Source organism: Phaeobacter italicus (genome assembly GCF_001258055.1).
GTDB classification, from domain to species: Bacteria; Pseudomonadota; Alphaproteobacteria; order Rhodobacterales; family Rhodobacteraceae; genus Phaeobacter; species Phaeobacter italicus.
The window spans coordinates 475,600-496,511 of the sequence record NZ_CVRM01000022.1 but is presented as its reverse complement, the minus strand read 5'-3'; the positions used below and the strand labels follow the sequence as shown (position 1 = coordinate 496,511).

The following is a 20,912-nucleotide window of genomic DNA, read 5'->3' as shown; positions in this document are numbered from 1 at the left end:
CAGGATCCCATTGCAGGAGAAAGCTGCCACAGATGTACCCCAGAAATCGGAGGTTGGAATAGGCTCCAACATCCAATTTATCAAAAAACAATCTAACTAGCTGTTTTTATTTCATACAATATTACGCCGCCAGCGCCGTCATAAAGGCAACTTCGCGCACGCGGCCCCCCTCGACCACCAAGGCAGAGCCGGGCAGCACCTCGACCCACCGGCTGCTGTCACTGTCCAGAGGCTCGGACGTGACGATCACCCCTTCGTCATAGACCCGGTAATACAGGCTCGGCGCGTGGCGATCAGAGGCATAGCGCGCGGCAAACAGGCGCTCTCCGTCGGACCAGCAGGCGCCAAACCGCATATGCGGCGTGGTGCCGTGGGCACGAGACATCGTTTCCACCTGCTGCACAGCCGCCGCCACGGCGCCAATCGGATCCGCATCCATCCCCAGACCCAGCGCAATAAGGAAAATCGCCTCGCTCTCGGTTCCACCCAGGCGACAGTCATAGACATGATCGGGGATCAGCATATCCAGCTGCTTGCGGAACTGCATGTGACCGCCGGCCTGCCCATTGTGCATAAAGCTCCATTTGCCACTGGCAAAGGGATGGCAATTGTTGCGCGACACGGCGGTTCCGGTCGAGGCGCGCACATGGGCCAGAAACAGTCCCGTCTTGGTGTGACGCGACAGCTGGGCCAGGTTCGGATCAGACCAGGCCGGGTGCGTGTCCTTGTACAGACAGGGCTCTGCCCGTTCCGAATACCAGGCCAGACCGAACCCATCGGCATTGATCGGTGTCTTGCAGATCAGCGCATGGCGGCACTGATGAACCAGCGAATGTTCAGGCACAAACACCAGATCCTCAAGATAACGGGGCGCCCCCTGCCAGGCGAGAAGACGGCACATTATGCCACCTTCGGCGCAAAGCGCGCAGTTGCTGTATCCACACTGTAACCTGCACTATAGCGGCCCGGATCCAGCGCCAGCGCCCGGACGGCCTGGATGATCGCATCGGCCTTTTCATCACTCAGCAACGCGGAGAAATTGAGCCGCGTCCAACCCGGCTTCTCGATCTCCTGCCCCGCCAGAATGGCCGCCCGCATCTGGTCGGACTGCTGCTGGTCAATGCCCAGCAACCGATGGGCATAGGGACCCGCACAGGCACAGCCACCGCGCGCCTGCACCCCGTAGATATCCGACAGCATCCGGGTGAACAGCTGCTGATGCACCAGCTCTCCGGTTTGCGGATCACGCAGCTGGAAGGAAAAGATCGGCAAGCGGTCCTGGGCCTCGGGATTGCCAAGGATATGCAGATTGTCCAGATCGGCCCAGCCGCGCAACGCCCGCTGGCGCAGCTCTTCCTGCCGGTCGCGCAGGAACGCAGCCCCCATCGCCTCCTTCACCAACAGACACAGCGCCGCACGGATGTCACCCACCACATTCGGCGTACCGGCCTCTTCGCGCGCGGCCAGATTGTCGGCGTAGTCATGCTGCCAGGGGGACACGAATTTAACGGTGCCGCCGCCCGGCAATGTCGGGCGCGTGCAGGCAACTGCCGCCTTGCGCAGGATCATGACCCCCGACGCCCCAGGCCCGCCAAGAAATTTATGCGCAGAAAAAACAATGGCGTCCTTTTCCGCATCGGTGCCTGCCGCCATGTCCATCGGCAGATACGGGCCACCACCGGCATAGTCCCACACCACCCGCGCGCCATACCGGCGCAGAAGGCGGCTGACCGCGTCGGTATCGGTCACAATCCCGGTCACGTTCGAGGCTGCCGAAAACGCCCCCACAACCAGACGCCCCCCACCTGTCTGCGCCGCCAACAGCGCCTCAAGCGCGGCCATATCGGGGCCGCCATCCTGGGCTTCTGGCACTTCGACCACCTCTGCACCGCTTTCACGCCACGGCAGAATGTTGGAGTGATGCTCATAAGGGCCAAGGATAACCAATGGGCGCGCGCCCTGTGCAGCGGCCTCGCTCACCCCAAGAAGATGCACCAACCGGTTGAGCCCAGCCGTCGCCCCCGATCCCGTGAACACGGTCGCAAATCGATCATCCGCACCACAGATCTGCGCAATCCGCTGCCGCGCGGCCGTGCGCAGGCGGGTCATGAAACTGCCGCAGTATGACGCTTCGGTATGGCTGTTGGCGTAATAGGGCAGCACCTCGGTCAGGACAAAGTCCTCCACCTGCCGCAGCGCCCGACCCGAGGCGACGTAATCGGCATAAATCATCGCCAAAGGCCCGTTCGGCCCCGGCAGCGGTGCTCCTTCGCCGATGACACCAGCGCGCAGACGGTCAAGACAGTCCGGCCCGGACAGCGACGCGCTGAAACGATCAAGAAGCTCAGGAGGAGAAGAAAAGGTGGTCATTTGATCGGCCCTTATTGCTATTGACCAATAACTACCCCCTCCGGGCCGAGGATTTGTTTTCAAAACCTGATTGCAAACCACCTATTTTCGAGTGAATGACCACCGTTTTCCGAAAATTAAGGTCAAACGACACAATTCAGGAAAATCACCCTCTCATATGATCGGGAGACCTGCCGAGTCATTGGGTCAGACCATCACGGGTGATCGGGCAACACCTGCGCCAGTGCAATTGCCAGTTTGTCGGTGATTTCCCCGATCTGGTCCTCTGTCAGGATGAAGGGGGGCGCCAGCAGGATATGGTCGCCATTGCGCCCGTCGCGCGTTCCCGCCATCGGGTAGCAGATCAGCCCCGCCTCAAAGGCCGCTTTCTTCAGCCTGCCCGCAATGCCAAGCCCGGGATCAAAGGGCATCTTGCTGTCGCGATCCGCCACCAGCTCAATGCCGCGAAACAGACCACGCCCGCGCAGATCGCCCACATGCGGATGCTGGCCAAACCGCGCAACCAGGGCCGCGTGCAGTTTGTCGCCCATCTCGGCGCTGCGCTGCACCAACCCGCGATCCAGCAGGGCCCGCACCACCGCAAGCCCCGCCGCCGTCGCCACCGGGTGGCCGATATATGTGTGACCGTGCTGGAAAAACCCGCTGCCGCCTTCAATCGCGTCATAGATCTGACGGCTGCACAACATCGCACCAATCGGCTGATAACCAGCCCCAAGCCCCTTGGCGATGCACAGGATATCTGGCGCAACGCCATCCGCCTCGCAGGCAAACAGATGCCCTGTCCGCCCCATGCCGCACATCACCTCATCGAGAATGAGCAGCACGCCATATTGGTCACAGATCTCGCGGATGCGTTTGAAATACCCCTCAACCGCCGGCACCGCGCCAGAGGTCGCCCCCACCACAGGCTCTGCCATGAAAGCCATGACCGTCTCAGGCCCAAGCCGCAGGATCTCTGTCTCCAGCTCATTGGCGACGCGCTGACCATAGTCATAGCTGCTCTCGCCATCGCCCCGGTCAACATATTCATAGCAGGGGGCAATATGCGAAATATCAATCAGCAGCGGCGCAAACTGCTGGCGCCGCCATTCATTGCCGCCCGCTGCAAGGGCGCCAAGCGTGTTGCCATGATAGCTTTGCCGCCGGGCGATCACATGGCGGCGCGCGGTGTCGCCCCGCTCCAGATGGTATTGCCGCGCCAGCTTGATCGCCGCCTCGGTCGCCTCTGACCCGCCAGAGACGAAATAGACCCGATCCAGATCCCCCGGCGCCTGCGAAATCAACAGATCCGCCAGCGCCTCTGCCGGTTCTGACGTCATGAACCCGGTATGGGCAAAGGCCAGCGTGCCGACCTGTGCCTGCACGGCGGCAATCACCTCGGCGTCGGAATGCCCCAGACAGGACACCGCCGCCCCGCCCGAGCCGTCAAAATAGCGTTTGCCATCGGCATCGATCAGATAGCAGCCCTCCCCTGCAACCGCAGTGGGCAGATTGGCCTTGGTGTGGCGCGGAAAAACATGGCTCATGACTGGGCTCCTCGATCACCAGAAACAGATATCACACGCGGGCTGTGCCCCGCAGCACGGGCCAATGCGACAAAGCCCGCAACAGAGGCCGCATTGTCAGGATACTCCGATCCGTCCGCAGCCTGGGTATTGTTTTCAAAACCGATCCGCAGCCGCCCCCCGGCCTCAAGCCCCGCCAGCAGGCAGGCGTGCTCCTGTCGGCCAAAGGCGCACAGCCCCCAGTCCAGATCCAGATCAGCCGTTTGATTCAGCAACGGGCGCAGCTCTTCCGGCTCGGCCAGACGCGGCGGTGCATATTGACCCAGAACAAAAATCACCGACCGCATCTGCGCCGGGATGTCCCCGCGCCCATAGGCCTGACGCAACTGCGCAATACACTCCGGCCCATAAAGGATGTGCTGCACCTCTGTCCCTGCCTCCGCGCAGATTGCATAGGCCCGCGCGGCCAGTGTCCAGTCCCGCGCCATTTCGCGAACCGACACAGAGGCCGCCGCCGGGCGCAACGCCTCCAGGCACGCCAGTTGATCGCCAACACCAAAGATGCCTGCGCTTTCGGTGGTGATCTGTATCGCCATATCCGGTGCCGCCTCGCCAACCGCTGCCATCGCCTCGCGGTAGCGCCCCGCATCCAGCGAATGCCGCCCCTCTCCATCCCGCACATGCAGGTGGATTGCCTGCGCCCCGGCGGCAAAACACCGCGCCGCGGTTTCTGCCAGGTGTTCGGCCGTGATCGGCACACCTGCATGATCCGCCGGGCTGCGCCGCGCCCCGTTGGGGGCCACCATCAAATCAAACTCTGCCATTGCTCAGGTCCGTGATTGCCCCATGAAAAACAGGGGTCCGCTATTCGTCGCCCCCACCCTGCGCCGCCTTTGGGCCTGTCTCAATCACCCAATCGCAGAACAAATGTTTTCTTGCCTCTCGCCGGATCTGCACCGACCCACAGATGGATCCCAGCGTTGCTAACCTGGGCCGCCCGCCTGCTCCACCCCGTCTGGCGCTAAACCGCGTATGCAACTGGACCTAGAGCAATCCCCGTATTTAGCGTTTCGTAACCACAGGGCGAGTCTGACCGGCCAAGCCGGCGCCAGATCGCATTTTCAAACATTGAGAGAAAGGACATGTCATGGACGGCACGTTCAACGAAAACGATCTGAGTCGCGTCATCGCCGCCGACAAGGCCAATGTCTGGCACCACCTGATCCAGCACAAACCCTTTGAGGAAAACGATCCCCGCATCATCGTCGAGGGCAAGGGCATGCGGGTCTGGGATCAAAACGGCAAGGAATGGCTTGACGCCGTGTCCGGCGGCGTCTGGACCGTCAACGTGGGCTACGGCCGCGAAGAAATCTGCAAAGCCGTCTACGACCAGCTGATGAAGCTCTGCTATTTCGCCCAGTCCGCAGGCTCCATCCCCGGTGCGCTGTTTGCAGAGAAGCTGATCTCGAAGATGCCGGGCATGAGCCGGGTCTATTACAACAACTCAGGCTCCGAGGCGAACGAGAAGGCCTTCAAGATGGTGCGCCAGATCGCGCACAAGAAATACGGCGGCAAGAAAACCAAGATCCTGTACCGCGACCGCGATTACCACGGCTCCACCCTTGCGGCGATGTCCGCAGGCGGTCAGGAAGAGCGCAACATGCAATACGGCCCCTTCGCGCCCGATTTCGTGAAGGTTCCTCACTGCATGGAATACCGCAAGCACGAGCTGGGTCTGGAGCATCTCTCCGGCAAGGAATTCGGCATCGCCGCCGCCAACCTGATCGAAGAGGTCATCCTGCGCGAAGGCCCCGACACCGTTGGCGCGCTCTGCCTTGAGCCGGTGACAGCAGGCGGTGGTGTTATCGAGGCACCCGAAGGCTACTGGCCGCGCGTGCAGGAGATCTGCAAACAGTACGACATCCTGTTGCACATCGACGAGGTGGTCTGTGGCGTTGGCCGCACCGGCACCTGGTTTGGCTACCAGCACTACGGCATCCAGCCCGACTTCGTGACCATGGCCAAGGGTGTTGCCTCCGGCTATGCGGCGATTGCCTGCCTCGTCACCACCGAGGAGGTCTTCAACATGTTCAAGGATGACGCCAGCGATCCGCTGAACTACTTCCGCGACATCTCCACATTTGGTGGCTGCACCGCAGGCCCGGCGGCTGCGCTGGTCAACATGCAGATCATCGAGGACGAGAACCTCCTCGACAACTGCATCGCCATGGGAGAGCGGATGAAATCCAACCTCGAGGCGCTGATGGAGAAACATCAGGTCATCGGTGATGTGCGCGGCAAGGGTCTGTTCCTCGGCGCTGAACTGGTTGTCGACCGCGAAACAAAAGAGCCGGTAGACGAGAAACTGGCGCAGGCGGTTGTGGCTGAATGTGGCAATCAGAACGTCATCATCGGCGTGACCAACCGCTCCATTCCGGGCAAGAACAACACCCTGTGCTTCAGCCCCGCGCTGATCGTCACGCCGGAAGACGTGGACAAGATCACCGACGCGGTGGACGTGGCCCTGACCAAGGTGTTTGGCTGATATCTCCCCACCGGGTCTGACAGACCGGACCTGACAGACAGGGCCATCTGGCCTGATGAGAAAGTCAAAAGGTGGCCCTTTTATACGGGCCACCTTTTTTGCATTTCTGGGTCGAACACCTCCGACCAAGGACACGCAATCATGTGGGCTTCTCCGCTCTCCCTGACCGGTAAAACCGTCTCCCTCGTCCCTCTTTCACAAGACCACGCCAGCGATCTGGCAGAGGCCGCCGCCGACGGCGACCTGCATCAACTGTGGTACACAACCGTCCCCGCCCCGCAGGATGTCAGCGCAGAGATCACCCGCCGCCTCACCCTGCAAGACAGCGGCAGCATGGTCCCCTTTGCCATCCTCGACCGCAGCGGGCGCGCGGTGGGCATGACCACCTACATGAATATCGATGCGCCCAATCGTCGGCTGGAAATCGGCTCCACCTGGTATCGCAGATCGGTACAGCGCAGCGGGATCAACACGGAATGCAAACGGCTGATGCTCACCCATGCGTTTGAGACGCTGGATGCCATCGCGGTAGAGTTCCGCACCCATCGTCTCAACCGCCAAAGCCGCGCCGCCATCGAACGGCTCGGGGCGCAGCTGGACGGGATCCTGCGGGCGCATATGATACTGGCCAACGGCACCCTGCGCGACACTGCGGTCTATTCGATCACCGCCGCCGAATGGCCCACAATCCGCGCCCATCTCCTGCATCTGTCAGACAGGTAACGCGCGCCCCGAACGCGCAGCGCCGCGCATCTGCGCGGCGCCTGGCCCAACGGGCGCGGGGCAATCTCTGATTGCTCTGCTACGGGCGGGAGCCCTGCCCGCACGCGCCCGACTGCTGCTAGATCATCTGAAACAGGATCCCCGACAGGATCGCCCCGGTGACCCCCAGCGCCAGATAGGTGGCAAAGACCTGCGGCTTGACCAGGGACCAGACCGCCGCCATCGCCGGGATCGAACTGACCGCCCCCGCCACCATGAACGCCATTGCAGCGCCCGCGCTCATGCCCTGATCCATCAGCCCTGCCAGCAGCGGCGGCGCGACATAGGAATTGAGGTATGCAGGCATCCCCACCAACGCGGCGGTAACGATGGGCAAAACGCCCTCTCCCCCCACAACAGTGGCAATCAGATCCGCCGGAACATAAGACACCAGGAGCGCCTCCAGCACATAGGCCAAGGTCAGCCATTTCACCAGAAACAGGCCGTTGCTGACAAACTCCTGACGGAACTGGCTGCGCCGTGTCGGCTCTTTCCAAAAGGCCCAGACCGGGGCTGTCGCCTTTGGCGTACCACAGCCACAGCAGCCCCTGCGCGATGCCTGTTTCAGCGGGCTGGCAAAGGCCCCGGCCCCGCGCAGCGCCTTGATGGCAAAGCCGCCAAACAGCCCAAGCGCCACTGCCGCCACCGCCTTGCCAATGGCAAAGGGCCAGCCAAGCGCCCCAGCCGTAATCAGCAGCGTCGGCGGGTCGATCAAGGGCGAGGCCAGCCAGAACGCCATCACCGCAGACAACGGAGCCCCCAGCGCCAAGAGCCCGGCAATAAACGGGATCACCTCGCAGGAACAAAACGGAGCAAGCCCGCCAAAAACCGCAGCAAGAAAGATCATCCGCACTTCGCGCCCCTCAAAGGCGCGCGCCACCATCACCTCGGCCCCCGTCGCCTTCAGATACGACAACAGCAGCACCGCAAAGAGAATGTAACGCCCGGTATGCAGCAACGCCGCCCCGGCAAAGCGGATGACCTCCCCCAGATTGGCGGGATCCAGAACCGCCACCGCCAGCAGGATCGCCACACTCAACGCCCATGGCGTTTTGATCCCCCGCAGAACAAACCCAATGGGGCGGGGGGCTTGGGTCAGATCAGCCATCGTTTGCCACCTCCTGCTCTGGCGGCGCATCCGCGCAACACTCACTCAGGATGAACGCCGCCAGTCGTTTCAACTGCGCGTAATCGGCGGTGTTGTAGGTGCTGCGCCCTTCCCTGCGCTGCAAGATCAGCCCCGCGCTCGCCAGGAGTTTCAGGTGATGGGCCAATGTGGAGGGCGCAATCCCCGTGCGGGCCTGAATATCCTGCACCATCAAGCCGCCTTCACCTGCGCGCACCAGACAGCGCAGAACCGCCAGCCGCGCCTCCGACCCCATCGCTGCAAATCCACCCGCCGCATGTTCCCAGTCCATACCGTACCTCTTGTCCCCATCTTGGCCTTAATTGATTCGATAAAACTAGTTTTATGAATTTAAATTCCTCCCGCAAGAGGTCAAAAACAGGTAAGTCCAGATTGCACCCCATTTATGTCCAGCCTACAGTGGTTCATGGCCATCTCTGTCGACACCTTCTTTCTGAACCCCGATGCGCAAGGCACCCTGCAGGCGCAGATCCAGGAAATGATTGCCGAGGGTATTCTCTCCGGCCGCCTACGGGTGGGAGAGAAACTGCCCTCCTCGCGCAAACTTGCCGCGCATCTGGGCATCAGCCGCATCACCGTGACGCTCGCCTACACAGAGCTTCTGGCCAATGATTACCTGATCTCCAAGGGCCGGTCTGGGTACTATGTATCTGAAAACGCACCCGTTCCGCCCACCTATGCGCCCTCACAGAAATCTGCCGATACAGTGGATTGGTCATCGGCCATCGTCGGCTGCTATTGCGGGGGCGACACGCCGCGCAAACCGCAGGACTGGCGCGATTACCGCTATCCCTTCATCTACGGGCAGGCGGATGCCTCGCTGTTTGACCACGCCAACTGGCGGCTCTGCGCCCTGCGCGCGCTGGGGCAAAAGGATTTTGCCGCGCTCACCAATGATTACTTCGATCAGGACGACCCGCTTCTGGTGGAATATATCGCCCGCCACACCCTGCCCCGCCGCGGCATCTCTGCCCGGCCAGAGGAGATCCTGATCACCCTTGGGGCGCAGAATGCGCTTTGGCTGGTGGCGCAGCTTCTGTTGGGACCGGGGCGCAAGGCCGCGCTTGAAGATCCGACCTATTACACCCTGCGCGATCAGCTGGTCTATCGCGGCTGCGAAATCGACTGCCTGCCAGTGGATCATGACGGGCTGCCGCCCGACACCATCAGCGCGGACACCGATGTCATCTTTACCACCCCCAGCCACCAGAGCCCGACCACAGCCACCATGCCGATGGCACGGCGCAAACAGCTGCTGGACCGGGCCCGCGACATTGATGCGGTGATTGTCGAAGACGACTATGAATTTGAAATGTCATTCCTCGGCGCGCCATCACCAGCGCTGAAATCGCTCGATGCGGATGGGCGGGTGGTCTATGTGGGCAGCTTTTCCAAATCGCTGTTTCCGGGCCTGCGCCTTGGCTATCTGGTGGGCTCCGAACCCTTCATCCGCCAGGCCCGCGCCCTGCGCGCCAATGTGCTGCGCCACCCCCCTGGCCACGTGCAGCGCACGGTGGCCTATTTCCTGTCTCTTGGGCACTACGACGCCCAGATCCGCCGCATGGCCAAGGTCTTGCACGATCGCCGCTGCGTGATCGAAGACGCGGTAAAGCAGCACGACCTCAGCGTCGCAGGGGTCGGCGTTTACGGCGGCTCCTCTCTGTGGATGCGCGCCGATGAGGGCATCGATACCGCCGAGGTGGCACAGCGGCTCAAGGAAAAAAGCGTCATCATCGAACCCGGTGCGCCCTTCTTTGCACCCGAGCACCGCAAGCAGAATTACTATCGGCTTGGCTACTCTTCGATTCCTGCCAACCGGATCGAACCGGGTCTCGCCCTGCTCGCAGACGCGCTGCGCCCCGCAAAAACCACGATCACCGCCTGAGCCACCGCCCCTTTCGCAGGCCGCCCCCTCCGCCATGGGCCGCCCAGTAGTCGCGCGTGACACCGGCACAAACGCCAGCCCGAACGGGCTGCAGTGCAGCAATTCTTTCCCCCTGAAATACTGGTATTAAGCCGGGCCGGGAACTGGCCCTAACCGCCTTTCGCCCGGCGGAATAAACCGGATGTATCCCGGCCCCCGTGCCGGCCCTTTTGGCGTCTCATCAGGAGAATACGCGATGAAAATGACCACCGAGGAAGCATTTGTAAAAACACTGCAAATGCACGGCATCCAACATGCGTTTGGCATTATCGGCTCGGCCATGATGCCGATTTCCGACATCTTCCCCGATGCGGGCATCACCTTCTGGGACTGCGCCCACGAAGGCTCTGGCGGGATGATGGCGGACGGCTACACCCGCGCCACCGGCAAGATGTCGATGATGATCGCCCAGAACGGCCCCGGCATCACCAACTTCGTGACCGCCGTCAAAACCGCCTACTGGAACCACACCCCGCTCCTGCTGGTCACTCCGCAGGCCGCAAACAAGACCATCGGTCAGGGCGGTTTCCAGGAAATGGAACAGATGCGCATGTTTGCTGACTGTGTGGCCTATCAGGAAGAGGTCCGCGATCCCTCCCGCGTGGCCGAAGTGCTGAACCGTGTGATCATGAACGCCAAACGCGCCTCGGCACCTGCACAGCTGAACATTCCGCGCGATATGTGGACCCAGGTCATCGACATCGAACTGCCCGCCATCGTCGAATTCGAGCGTCCCTCCGGTGGCGAAACCGCCGTCAGCGACGCCGCCAAACTGCTGTCCGACGCCAAGAACCCCGTGATCCTGAACGGCGCCGGCGTGGTCCTGTCCAAAGGCGGCATTGCCGCGTCGCAGGAACTGGCCGAACGTCTGGATGCACCGGTCTGCGTGGGCTATCAGCACAACGATGCCTTCCCCGGCAACCATCCGCTGTTTGCAGGCCCGCTCGGCTACAACGGCTCCAAGGCCGGGATGGAGCTGATCAAGGACGCTGACGTCGTTCTGTGCCTCGGCACCCGTCTGAACCCCTTCTCCACCCTGCCAGGCTATGGCATGGAATATTGGCCCACGGATGCCAAGATCATCCAGGTCGACATCAACCCCGACCGCATCGGCCTGACCAAAAAGGTCTCTGTCGGCATCATCGGCGACGCGGCCAAGGTTGCGCAGGGCATTCTGGCACAGCTGAGCGATACCGCCGGTGACGCAGGCCGCGAAGAGCGCAAGAACCGCATCGCGGAAACCAAATCCCGCTGGGCCCAGCAGCTGACCGAAATGACCCACGAGGACGACGATCCGGGCACCACCTGGAACCAGCGCGCCCGTGCCGACAAACCCGAATGGATGAGCCCCCGCATGGCATGGCGCGCCATCCAGCAGGCCCTCCCGCGTGAGGCGATCATCTCGTCCGACATCGGCAACAACTGCGCCATCGGCAACGCCTATCCCTCCTTTGACGAGGGGCGCAAATACCTCGCGCCCGGCCTGTTTGGTCCCTGCGGTTATGGTCTGCCCGCCATCATCGGTGCCAAGATCGGCCAGCCCGACACGCCGGTTGTGGGCTTCTCCGGCGACGGCGCCTTCGGCATCGCGGTGACCGAGCTGACAGCCATTGGCCGCGAAGAATGGCCCGCCATCACCCACGTCGTCTTCCGCAACTACCAGTGGGGTGCGGAAAAGCGGAACTCCACCCTGTGGTTTGACGACAATTTCGTCGGCACCGAGCTGGACGAGCAGGTGTCCTATGCAGGTATCGCCAAGGCCTGTGGCCTGAACGGCGTCATCGCCCGCACCATGGACGAGCTGACTTCGGCGCTGGCACAGGCCATCGAAGACCAGAAAAACGGCAAAACCACCCTGATCGAAGCAATGATCAACCAGGAGCTGGGCGAGCCGTTCCGCCGTGACGCCATGAAGAAGCCGGTCCGCGTGGCAGGCATCGACAAGGCCGACATGCGCGAGCAGCAGGTCTGACGCTTATGCCCCTGCCTTTTGATCTCTCAATGGGCGCGGGCGCCTTTCTGGCCGCCGCATTGTTTGCGGCGGCCTTTATCCGCGGATATTCGGGCTTTGGCTTTTCCGCGATTTTCATCATTCTCGCCGCTCTCGTCACCAATCCGCTGCCGCTGATCCCCGTGGTCTTTGCCTGCGAGATTGCGATGACCGCCTTTCAGGCGCGCGGCATCCGTCCCCATATCGACTGGCGCAGGTCCTGTGCCCTGCTGGCAGGTGCCGCCGTTGCGACGCTGCCTGCGGTGGCCGTGATGGCCCGCCTCGGCCCGGATCAGGCGCGACTGGTGATTTCCGTGCTGATCCTCGCGCTCAGCCTGCTTTTGCTCAGCGGCTGGAGCCTCCCCCGCCCCATCGGCACCGCCGGTCATGTCGCTGTGGGCGTTGCCTCCGGGATGGCCAATAGTGCAGGCGTCGGCGGTCTGCCTGCCGCCGCGTTCATGACCGCGCAGCCCATCCCACCTGCAGTGTTCCGCGCCACGATGATCGTGTTTCTGACCGGCATTGACCTGATGGCCCTGCCGGTGATGTCCGCCCATGGGCTGACCGGACCCGACACGCTTTGGGGTGTGATCCTTGCCTTTCCGATCCTCGGCGCAGGCGTCTGGGTCGGCTCTCGCGGTTTTGCGCTCGCCGCGCCACATCTGTTTCGCCGCTATGTCGTCACGCTGATGGCAGGCCTTGCCGCTCTCAATATCGCAAAGGCCGCACTATGAGCCCGACCTCCGCCACCGATATTCTGGTCCTCAACGCAGGGTCCTCCTCGATCAAATTCGCGATCTTCGATGCGGATCTCACCCAGCGCATTGCGGGTCTGGCAGAGGGGATCGGCACGCCGCAATCGCGTTTGCGCATTGCAGACACCAGCAGCGACAACCAGTTCCCCACCCACGCAGAGGCCCTCGCCGCGATTCTGGCGGCACTGCCTGCACACGGGCTTGATCCGACGCGGCTCGCTGCTGTGGGCCACCGGGTTGTGCACGGCGGGCGCAAACTGACCAAGCCGGTGCGCATCACCCCTGAAATCCGTGGTGAAATCGCCGACTGCACACCGCTTGCGCCGCTCCACAATCCGCACAGTCTCGCGGCGATTGACACGATGGCCGCCACCGCGCCCGACCTGCCGCAGTTTGCCAGCTTTGACACGTCGTTTCACGCCACCAACCCCGAGGTCGCCACCCGCTACGCGATCCCCCGAGTCGAAGAAACCAAGGGCATCCGCCGCTACGGGTTTCACGGGCTGTCCTACGCCTCGCTGGTGCGGCGCCTACCAGAGATTTCCGGCGCTCCGCTGCCCTCGCGCCTGCTGGCCTTCCACCTTGGCAACGGCGCCTCGCTTTGCGCGATCCGCAATGGGCAATCCGTTGCCACCACAATGGGCTATTCGCCCCTGGATGGGCTGACCATGGGCACGCGGTCGGGCGGGATTGACGCCAATGCGGTGCTGCGCCTGGTCGAAGACAACGGGCTGGACCGCACCAAGGCGATCCTGAACAACGAAAGCGGTCTTCTGGGCCTGTCGGGCGGCAAATCCGACATGCGCAACCTGATGCTCGACCCCAGCGCAGACAGCGCCTTTGCCATCGAACATTTCTGCTATTGGAGCCTGCGTCACGCAGGCAGCCTGATTGCCGCGATGGAAGGGTTGGATGCCATCGCCTTCACCGGCGGCATCGGTGAAAACGCCGTGGGTGTGCGCGCCCGTATCCTGCGCGGGCTGGAATGGATCGGCGCGCGGATGGATGTCGATGCCAACCACGCCCGCAAACCGCGCCTGCATGCGGGCAGCTCCAAGGTGGCGATCTGGGTGATTGAGGCCGAGGAAGAGCGCCAGATCGCGATGGACGCCCAGACGCTGATGGGGGCGCCATGATCGCCGCCCCCGCCCTCCTGTCACATCACATGCCGGATCAGATCTGCGCCACCGTCAGCACGGTCGCCGCCACGATATCCTCAACCGAGGCGCCCCGGCTGAGGTCACAGACCGGCTTGGCAAAGCCCTGCAAGAACGGCCCCAGCGCCTGCGCGCCGCCCAATTCCTGGCACAGCTTATATCCGATGTTGCCTGCATCCAGCGTCGGGAAGATCAGCACATTGGCCTCGACCGGCGCGATGCCTTTCTTCTCGGCAATCACCGGGTTCAGTGCCGCATCTGCCTGCACCGGGCCTGCAAATCCACTGGCCTCTGCTGCCGCGCGCACCAGCGCCACGCTGTCGCCATCGCCGGATGTGCCGGTGGAAAACGACAGCATCGCGACCCGCGCAACCCCCAAGAGCGCCTCTGCCGACCGCGCAGAAGCCCGTGCAATATCAGCCAGTTGCGCCGCATCCGGAGCCACGTTGACCGCACAATCGGCAAACACCAATTCGCGCCCGTCCGGAAACACCATCAGGAAAAACGACGAAGCCGTACTGACCCCGGCATCCAGTCCGATGCCGATGCTGGCCGCCTCGATCACCCGGCGCGTGGGCACATCCGCCCCCGCCACCATCGCATCCGCCTCGCCCGCAGACACCATCGCCGCCGCGCGGTACAGGGGTTTGGAGAGCATCCGCTTCGCGATGCCTTCCTTCATGCCGCGCGCCGCCACCAGCACCTCGACATGCGCGTCGGACACCGGCGCCAAAGGCACCGCCTCCACCAGCCCCTCACGGGTCAGCTGGTCCACTGCGGCCGCCACTCTGGGGTCATCCATCTCGGGAAACACCACCCGTGCCTTGCGATCCCGGGCCAGCGCATATGCGTTTTCAAGTACAGTCATTTTGATCTCCCTTGCGGGGAAAGGAGCCAGCAATGAGCGATAACGTCAAGATCAACCGCGGCCTCAAGGGGATCTACTTCGAACGCTCCGGGGTTTCCGACATTGACGGCGCCAAGGGCGAGCTGAGCTATCGGGGCTACTCCATCCATGATCTGGCCACCCATTCCACGTTTGAGGAGGTGTGCTATCTGCTGATCCACGGCGACCTGCCAACTGCGGACCAGCTCGCAGCATTCGACACCGCCCTGAAAGCCGCGCGCGTGTTGCCTGCCCCGGTGCTGGATATCATCCGCGCCACCAAGGATGGCCACCCGATGGACGTGCTGCGCACCGCCGTCTCTGCGCTTGCCGCGCTCGAACCAGACAGCCAGCAGGTGGGCGAAGAGGCCTTCGTCGCCAACGGCATCCGACTGATCTCGCAGGTGCCGATCATCATCGCCGCCCATGACGCGATCCGAAATGGCCGCGAGGTTGTGGCCCCGGACATGGATCTCAGCCATGCGGGCAACTGGCTTTGGATGCTGAAGGGTGAAAAACCCACGCCAGAGGCCACCCGGCTTGCGGATGTCGATTTCATCCTGCACGCGGAACATGGCGCCAATGCCTCCAGCTTTGCCGCGCGCGTCACTATCGGGACCGAAACCAATCTGCACGGCGGCATCGTCACCGCACTCTCCACCCTTGCCGGTCCGGCCCACGGCGGTGCTGCCGAGGACGTGATGAAAATGGTGCATGAAATCGGCACGCCCGACAAAGCGGCCGCCTATGTGAAAGCCAAGCGCGCCGCCAAGGAGGCCGTCACCGGCTTTGGCCACCGCGTCTACCGCAAGGAAGACCCACGCGCCCGCCACATGCGCGAAGGCGTGCGCCAGCTGGGCGAGGAAATGGGCGCACCGGAATGGTATGAAATCCTGCAAGCCGTGGTCGACGCAATGCAGCCCTACGCCCGCCACGGCCTGAACGTGAATGTCGATTTCTACTCGGGCGTGATCTACCAGCTGCACGGCATCGCGATGGATCTTTACGTGCCGATCTTTGCCATCGGCCGGATGCCCGGCTGGATCATCCAATGCATCGAACAGCAGCGCGGCAACATCCTGATCCGCCCGCTGACCCTTTACAACGGGCCCGAACCCCGCGCCTATACTCCGCTAAACGCGCGCTGATCCACGCAATCCGCGCCCCCCCACAAACAAACGCCGCCCGGCCCCATGCAGACCAGGCGCATCACCAGACAGGGATATCAGACAGGGACACCATGGCACATACACAGCCCCAGCTAGACACCTCGCCGCCCGTGTCGGAAGAGATCCGCCAGACCACCTGCTACATGTGCGCCTGCCGCTGTGGCATCAACGTCCACATGAAGACCGACGACACCGGCAAGAAACGCGTGGCCTACATCGAAGGCAACCGCGACCACCCGGTGAACAAGGGCGTGCTCTGCGCCAAGGGCTCTGCCGGGATCATGCAGCACAACGCCCCCTCGCGCCTGCGCGCGCCGATGAAACGGGTCGGCCCGCGCGGCTCTGGCAAGTTCGAGGAAATCTCCTGGGACGAGGCGCTGGACATCGCTGCAGGCTGGCTGGAACCGATCCGCAAGGATAACCCGGAAAAGCTGGCCTTCTTTACCGGGCGCGACCAATCCCAGAGCTTCACCAGCTTCTGGGCGCAGAACTTTGGCACCTGCAACTATGCAGCCCACGGCGGGTTCTGCTCTGTGAACATGGCCACCGCAGGCATTTACACGATGGGCGGTGCGTTCTGGGAATTCGGCCAGCCCGACTGGGATCATACCAAGCTGTTCATGCTGTTTGGCGTCGCCGAAGACCACGACAGCAACCCCATCAAGATGGGCATCGGCAAGATCAAGGCCCGCGGTGCCCGCGTCATCGGGGTGAACCCGATCCGCTCCGGCTATAACGCCGTGGCTGACGATTGGGTCGGCATCACACCGGGCACCGACGGGCTGTTCATCCTGTCGCTGGTGCATGTGCTGATGAAGGCGGGCAAGATCGACCTTGAGTATCTCAGCCAGTTCACCAACGCGCCGGTGTTGGTCAATCAGGATCCCGACAGCCCCGACTACGGCCTGTTCCTGCGCGACGACCACGGCGCGCCTCTGGTGATCAACCGCAAGACCGGCCAGCTCGCCCCCTTTGACATGCATGGCGTGCGCCCTGACCTCGGCGGCTCTTTCACCATGGGCGACATCACCCATGTGTCGGTGTTCCAGCTGATGGCCCAGCGCTATCTCAGCGACGACTACGCCCCCGAAGCCGTGGCCGAGCGCTGCGGCATCCCCGCCAAGCGCATCCGCTCTATCGCCGCCGAACTGGCCCGCGTCGCTTTTGACGAAGCCTTTGAAATCGAACGCGAATGGACCGACTTCCGGGGCGAGACCCACAAAACCATGAAGGGCCGCCCGGTCGCCATGCACTCCATGCGCGGTGTCTCGGCCCATGCCAATGGCTTTCAGACCTGCCGCGCGCTGCATGTGTTGCAGATCCTTCTGGGCACGGTGGAGGCGCCGGGCGGCTTCCGCTTCAAACCGCCCTACCCCAAACCTGTCACCGCGCACCCCGCACCACATTGCCGCGTCACCCCGAACAAACCGCTGGACGGCCCGCATCTGGGGTTCGTGCACGGCCCCGAACATCTGGCGCTGAAGACAGACGGCAGCCCCGCCCGCATCGACAAGGCGTTCACCTGGGAAAATCCGATGTCCAGCCACGGGCTGATGCATATGGTGATCTCCAACGCCCATGCCGGTGATCCCTACAAGATCGACACGCTGTTCATGTATATGGCGAATATGTCGTGGAACTCCTCCATGAACACGCGCGGCGTGATGGAGATGCTGACCGATACCGACGAGAACGGCGATTATGTGATCCCCCGGATCATCTATTCCGACGCCTATTCCTCGGAAATGGTGGCCTATGCGGATCTGATCCTGCCCGACACCACCTATCTGGAGCGCCACGACTGTATCTCGCTGCTCGACCGTCCCATCTGCGAAGCCGATGGCGCAGCGGACGCAATCCGCTGGCCGGTTGTCGAACCCGACCGCGACGTGCGCGGGTTCCAGACCGTTCTGGTGCAGCTCGCCAACAAGATGAAACTCCCCGGTTTCACCAACGAAGACGGTACAGCCAAATGGCAGGACTATGCCGACTATATCGTGAACCACGAACGCAAACCCGGCATCGGCCCGCTTGCGGGGTTCCGGGGCGAGGACGGCAGCAAGGTTGGCCGGGGCGAGGTGAACCCCGAACAGCTGAACAAATACATCGAAAACGGCGGCTTCTTCATCGAACACATTCCAGAGGAAGCTCAGTATTTCAAACCCTGGAACATGGCCTATCAGGACTGGGCGGTGAACCTCGGTCTGTATGACAGCCCACAGCCCTATCTGTTCCAGCTTTATGTAGAGCCCTTGCGCAAATTCCAGCTCGCCGCCGAAGGCCACGGCGAACGCCAGCCCCCTGAACATCTGCGCGCCCGTATCAAGGAAACGATGGACCCGCTGCCGATCTGGTATGAAACCGACCAGCACGGCAACGACGGCTACACCGTCAATGCGCTCACCCAGCGCCCGATGGCGATGTATCACTCCTGGGGCACCCAGAACGCCTGGTTGCGCCAGATCCACGGCCGCAACCCGCTTTATGTGCCGACCAAACTGATGCGCGAAAACGGTCTCAGCGATGGCGACTGGGCCAGGGTCTCCTCTCCGCATGGCGAAATCACCGTCCCGGTGATGGAGATGGCCGCGCTCAATGAAAACACCGTCTGGACCTGGAACGCCATCGGCAAGCGCAAGGGCGCCTGGGCGCTGGAAGAAAACGCCCCCGAGGCCACCAAGGGCTTCCTGCTCAATCACCTCATCCACGAACTGCTGCCCCCCAAGGGCGACGGGATGCGATGGGCGAACTCTGACCCGATCACCGGTCAGGCGGCGTGGTTCGACCTCAAGGTCAAGATCGAGAAAGCCGCCGCGCCGGATGACATGCAGGAAAGCCAGCCAGCCGTCCCGGCGCAGGACTCCCCGGTCGGCACCGGCCCGAAAGAACTGAAGTGGAAAGTAGGCAAATGACCGAGCTCCCCAACTCCACCGACCGCAAGATGGGTCTGGTCATTGACCTGGACACCTGCGTGGGCTGCCATGCCTGTGTGATTTCCTGCAAGGGCTGGAACACCGAAAACTATGGCGCGCCCCTCAGCGATCAGAATGCCTATGGCGCCGATCCCTCCGGCACCTTCCTCAACCGCGTGCATTCCTATGAGGTCCAGCCCCCCGAAGGTCACGCCCAACTGGTGCATTTCCCCAAATCCTGCCTGCACTGCGAAGACGCGCCCTGCGTCACCGTCTGCCCCACCGGCGCCAGCTACAAGCGGGTGGAAGACGGCATCGTGCTGGTCAATGAATCCAACTGCATCGGCTGTGGCCTATGTGCCTGGTCCTGCCCCTATGGCGCGCGCGAGCTGGATCTGGCCGAAGGGGTGATGAAGAAATGCACCCTCTGCGTCGACCGGATCTACAACGAGAACCTGCCAGAGGTGGACCGCGTGCCATCCTGTGTGCGCACCTGCCCGGCAGGCGCCCGCCATTTCGGAGATCTGGGCGATCCTGACAGTGATGTCTCCAAACTGGTGGCAGAGCGTGGCGGCATGGACCTGATGCCGGAAATGGGCACCAAACCGGTGAACAAATACCTGCCCCCCCGCCCCAAGGACCAGATCGACGATCAGATCGACATCCTCGCCCCCCTCCTTGCCCCGGTCGCAGAAGAGCCCAAGGGCTTCCTTGGCTGGCTGGACAAGGCGCTCGACAAACTCCCGGGTCACTCTGAAGGGGGATCGAACTGATGCATCCCGCACCCTCTGTTATCATCTTCACCACCCTCTCTGGTCTCGGCTTTGGCCTCTTGACCTTTCTTGGACTCGGCAAGCCCGAGGTGACGGGCTGGGTGGCCTTTGTCTTCTACGCCATCGCCTTTGGCTTTGCGGTGGGCGGGCTTCTGGCCTCGACCTTTCACCTGGGCCGCCCCGAACGGGCCTGGCGCGCCTTCAGCCAGTGGAAAACCAGCTGGCTCAGCCGCGAAGGCATCTGCGCTGTTGCCGCCCTCGTGGTGATGGGGCTCTTTGCCTTTGGTGCGGTGTTCCTCGACACCCATTGGTGGGCGCTTGGCTGGATCGGCGCGGCGCTGTCGCTGGCGACGGTCTTCACGACCTCGATGATCTACACCCAGCTCAAGACCATTCCGCGCTGGAACATGTCGCTGACGCCGGTGATGTTCCTGTCCTTCAGTCTTGCTGGCGGCTCGCTGCTGGCCGGGGCCGAGGCGTTGGCACCCTGGCTTCTGGCTATCGCTGGCGCCGTACAGCTGGCCTATTGGGCCAAGGGCGATCAGGCCTTTGCCACCTCGGGCACCGATATGGGCACCGCCACCGGTCTTGGTGATCGTGGCACCGTTCGCGCGTTTGAACCGCCCCACACCGGCTCCAACTACCTGTTGCGCGAATTCGTGCATGTGGTCGGGCGCAAACATGCGCAGAAACTGCGGGTGATTGCCTTTGCCCTTGGGTTTGCGCTGCCCTTGATCTGCCTGATCCTGCCGGTTGAGGGCCTGATGCTCAAACACCTGCTCGCAGGCATTGCCGTGCTGCTGCATATCGCAGGTGTTGCCACCTCGCGCTGGCTGTTCTTTGCGCAGGCCGAACATGTGGTCGGGCTGTACTACGGCAAACGCTGAGCCATCCCAAAACACCCAACATCAGGGCGCCCCAGTGGCGCCCTTTTTTCTTGCAGGCTGCATTTTTTCAAAAAATCTCACCCCCCATGTCACAAACCCATCCGCTGGCTCGTCCTATTTCTGAACCCAT

At 62.6% G+C, this 20,912-nt stretch carries 17 protein-coding genes; 10 read left to right on the top strand and 7 right to left on the bottom strand.

Annotation, left to right across the window (positions count from 1 at the left end; translation table 11 throughout):
* Nucleotides 1-121: 121 nt before the first annotated feature.
* The 4 genes from NIT7645_RS11175 to NIT7645_RS11160 form a co-directional block, all read right to left on the bottom strand.
* A complete protein-coding gene (locus tag NIT7645_RS11175) occupies nt 122-901 on the bottom strand; it encodes a class II glutamine amidotransferase (protein WP_008562405.1) in 780 nt (259 codons plus the stop codon).
* Nucleotides 901-2,370, bottom strand: a complete 1,470-nt coding sequence (locus tag NIT7645_RS11170; protein WP_008562980.1) for an aminotransferase class V-fold PLP-dependent enzyme — start codon at nt 2,368-2,370, stop codon at nt 901-903. Before NIT7645_RS11170 ends, NIT7645_RS11175 begins: the two co-directional genes overlap by 1 nt.
* A gap of 194 nt (nt 2,371-2,564) precedes the next feature.
* A complete protein-coding gene (locus NIT7645_RS11165; RefSeq protein WP_008563284.1) occupies nt 2,565-3,896 on the bottom strand; it encodes an aspartate aminotransferase family protein in 1,332 nt (443 codons plus the stop codon).
* Nucleotides 3,893-4,699: a beta-keto acid cleavage family enzyme gene (locus NIT7645_RS11160; RefSeq protein ID WP_008561173.1), complete on the bottom strand. Its 807-nt coding sequence runs from the start codon at nt 4,697-4,699 to the stop codon at nt 3,893-3,895. Before NIT7645_RS11160 ends, NIT7645_RS11165 begins: the two co-directional genes overlap by 4 nt.
* 323 nt (nt 4,700-5,022) lie before the next feature.
* Here NIT7645_RS11160 and NIT7645_RS11155 point away from each other — a divergent pair, with 323 nt between their 5' ends.
* Both NIT7645_RS11155 and NIT7645_RS11150 read left to right on the top strand, forming a co-directional pair.
* Nucleotides 5,023-6,420 (top strand): aminotransferase family protein, encoded by a 1,398-nt coding sequence (locus tag NIT7645_RS11155; protein WP_008562833.1) that lies wholly within the window; start codon nt 5,023-5,025, stop codon nt 6,418-6,420.
* A 141-nt stretch (nt 6,421-6,561) separates the two neighbouring features.
* Nucleotides 6,562-7,143, top strand: a complete 582-nt coding sequence (locus tag NIT7645_RS11150) for a GNAT family N-acetyltransferase (protein WP_008562501.1) — start codon at nt 6,562-6,564, stop codon at nt 7,141-7,143.
* Nucleotides 7,144-7,261: 118 nt separating this feature from the next.
* On the opposite strand, the gene NIT7645_RS11145 is transcribed toward NIT7645_RS11150, so the two are convergent.
* Nucleotides 7,262-8,290 carry a permease gene (locus NIT7645_RS11145; RefSeq protein WP_008560376.1) on the bottom strand — a complete coding sequence of 343 codons (1,029 nt, stop codon included), beginning with the start codon at nt 8,288-8,290 and terminating at the stop codon, nt 7,262-7,264.
* Complete coding sequence (locus NIT7645_RS11140; protein WP_008563205.1) at nt 8,283-8,600, bottom strand: ArsR/SmtB family transcription factor; 318 nt, start codon at nt 8,598-8,600, stop codon at nt 8,283-8,285. The genes NIT7645_RS11145 and NIT7645_RS11140 overlap by 8 nt, the downstream gene beginning before the upstream one ends.
* Nucleotides 8,601-8,735: 135 nt before the next feature.
* Between NIT7645_RS11140 and pdxR the strand changes: the two genes are divergently transcribed.
* The 4 genes from pdxR (at nt 8,736) to NIT7645_RS11120 (ending at nt 14,134) form a co-directional block, all read left to right on the top strand.
* The gene (pdxR, locus tag NIT7645_RS11135) at nt 8,736-10,214 is read left to right on the top strand and encodes a MocR-like pyridoxine biosynthesis transcription factor PdxR (RefSeq protein WP_037302682.1); all 1,479 of its coding nucleotides are present in this window, start codon (nt 8,736-8,738) and stop codon (nt 10,212-10,214) included.
* Nucleotides 10,215-10,449: 235 nt separating this feature from the next.
* A complete protein-coding gene (xsc, locus tag NIT7645_RS11130) occupies nt 10,450-12,225 on the top strand; it encodes a sulfoacetaldehyde acetyltransferase (RefSeq protein ID WP_037302681.1) in 1,776 nt (591 codons plus the stop codon).
* Between the two features lie 5 nt (nt 12,226-12,230).
* Nucleotides 12,231-12,977: a TSUP family transporter gene (locus NIT7645_RS11125; RefSeq protein ID WP_050687062.1), complete on the top strand. Its 747-nt coding sequence runs from the start codon at nt 12,231-12,233 to the stop codon at nt 12,975-12,977.
* A complete protein-coding gene (locus NIT7645_RS11120) occupies nt 12,974-14,134 on the top strand; it encodes an acetate/propionate family kinase (RefSeq protein ID WP_008562892.1) in 1,161 nt (386 codons plus the stop codon). Before NIT7645_RS11125 ends, NIT7645_RS11120 begins: the two co-directional genes overlap by 4 nt.
* Before the next feature lie 37 nt (nt 14,135-14,171).
* Here the strand turns inward: NIT7645_RS11120 and NIT7645_RS11115 are convergent, their stop codons facing one another.
* Nucleotides 14,172-15,023 carry a phosphate acyltransferase gene (locus tag NIT7645_RS11115; protein ID WP_008562800.1) on the bottom strand — a complete coding sequence of 284 codons (852 nt, stop codon included), beginning with the start codon at nt 15,021-15,023 and terminating at the stop codon, nt 14,172-14,174.
* 32 nt (nt 15,024-15,055) lie between these two features.
* Between NIT7645_RS11115 and NIT7645_RS11110 the strand changes: the two genes are divergently transcribed.
* From NIT7645_RS11110 to NIT7645_RS11095, 4 genes are all read left to right on the top strand, one after another.
* On the top strand, nt 15,056-16,189 hold the full coding sequence (locus NIT7645_RS11110; RefSeq protein ID WP_008559578.1) for a citrate synthase: 1,134 nt from the start codon (nt 15,056-15,058) through the stop codon (nt 16,187-16,189).
* A gap of 92 nt (nt 16,190-16,281) precedes the next feature.
* A complete protein-coding gene (locus NIT7645_RS11105) occupies nt 16,282-19,122 on the top strand; it encodes a molybdopterin oxidoreductase family protein (protein ID WP_008561286.1) in 2,841 nt (946 codons plus the stop codon).
* Complete coding sequence (locus NIT7645_RS11100) at nt 19,119-19,895, top strand: 4Fe-4S dicluster domain-containing protein (RefSeq protein WP_037302680.1); 777 nt, start codon at nt 19,119-19,121, stop codon at nt 19,893-19,895. Before NIT7645_RS11105 ends, NIT7645_RS11100 begins: the two co-directional genes overlap by 4 nt.
* On the top strand, nt 19,895-20,782 hold the full coding sequence (locus NIT7645_RS11095) for a dimethyl sulfoxide reductase anchor subunit family protein (protein WP_008562153.1): 888 nt from the start codon (nt 19,895-19,897) through the stop codon (nt 20,780-20,782). Before NIT7645_RS11100 ends, NIT7645_RS11095 begins: the two co-directional genes overlap by 1 nt.
* Nucleotides 20,783-20,912 lie beyond the last annotated feature (130 nt).

Coding starts and splice junctions, on each gene's coding strand:
- NIT7645_RS11110 (WP_008559578.1), top strand. CDS start 15,056: ATGAGCGATAACGTCAAGATCAACCGCGGCCTCAAGGGGATCTACTTC.
- NIT7645_RS11155 (WP_008562833.1), top strand. CDS start 5,023: ATGGACGGCACGTTCAACGAAAACGATCTGAGTCGCGTCATCGCCGCC.
- pdxR (WP_037302682.1), top strand. CDS start 8,736: ATGGCCATCTCTGTCGACACCTTCTTTCTGAACCCCGATGCGCAAGGC.
- NIT7645_RS11120 (WP_008562892.1), top strand. CDS start 12,974: ATGAGCCCGACCTCCGCCACCGATATTCTGGTCCTCAACGCAGGGTCC.
- NIT7645_RS11150 (WP_008562501.1), top strand. CDS start 6,562: ATGTGGGCTTCTCCGCTCTCCCTGACCGGTAAAACCGTCTCCCTCGTC.
- NIT7645_RS11170 (WP_008562980.1), bottom strand. CDS start 2,370: ATGACCACCTTTTCTTCTCCTCCTGAGCTTCTTGATCGTTTCAGCGCG.
- NIT7645_RS11140 (WP_008563205.1), bottom strand. CDS start 8,600: ATGGACTGGGAACATGCGGCGGGTGGATTTGCAGCGATGGGGTCGGAG.
- NIT7645_RS11095 (WP_008562153.1), top strand. CDS start 19,895: ATGCATCCCGCACCCTCTGTTATCATCTTCACCACCCTCTCTGGTCTC.
- xsc (WP_037302681.1), top strand. CDS start 10,450: ATGAAAATGACCACCGAGGAAGCATTTGTAAAAACACTGCAAATGCAC.
- NIT7645_RS11145 (WP_008560376.1), bottom strand. CDS start 8,290: ATGGCTGATCTGACCCAAGCCCCCCGCCCCATTGGGTTTGTTCTGCGG.
- NIT7645_RS11175 (WP_008562405.1), bottom strand. CDS start 901: ATGTGCCGTCTTCTCGCCTGGCAGGGGGCGCCCCGTTATCTTGAGGAT.
- NIT7645_RS11125 (WP_050687062.1), top strand. CDS start 12,231: ATGCCCCTGCCTTTTGATCTCTCAATGGGCGCGGGCGCCTTTCTGGCC.
- NIT7645_RS11115 (WP_008562800.1), bottom strand. CDS start 15,023: ATGACTGTACTTGAAAACGCATATGCGCTGGCCCGGGATCGCAAGGCA.
- NIT7645_RS11100 (WP_037302680.1), top strand. CDS start 19,119: ATGACCGAGCTCCCCAACTCCACCGACCGCAAGATGGGTCTGGTCATT.
- NIT7645_RS11105 (WP_008561286.1), top strand. CDS start 16,282: ATGGCACATACACAGCCCCAGCTAGACACCTCGCCGCCCGTGTCGGAA.
- NIT7645_RS11165 (WP_008563284.1), bottom strand. CDS start 3,896: ATGAGCCATGTTTTTCCGCGCCACACCAAGGCCAATCTGCCCACTGCG.
- NIT7645_RS11160 (WP_008561173.1), bottom strand. CDS start 4,699: ATGGCAGAGTTTGATTTGATGGTGGCCCCCAACGGGGCGCGGCGCAGC.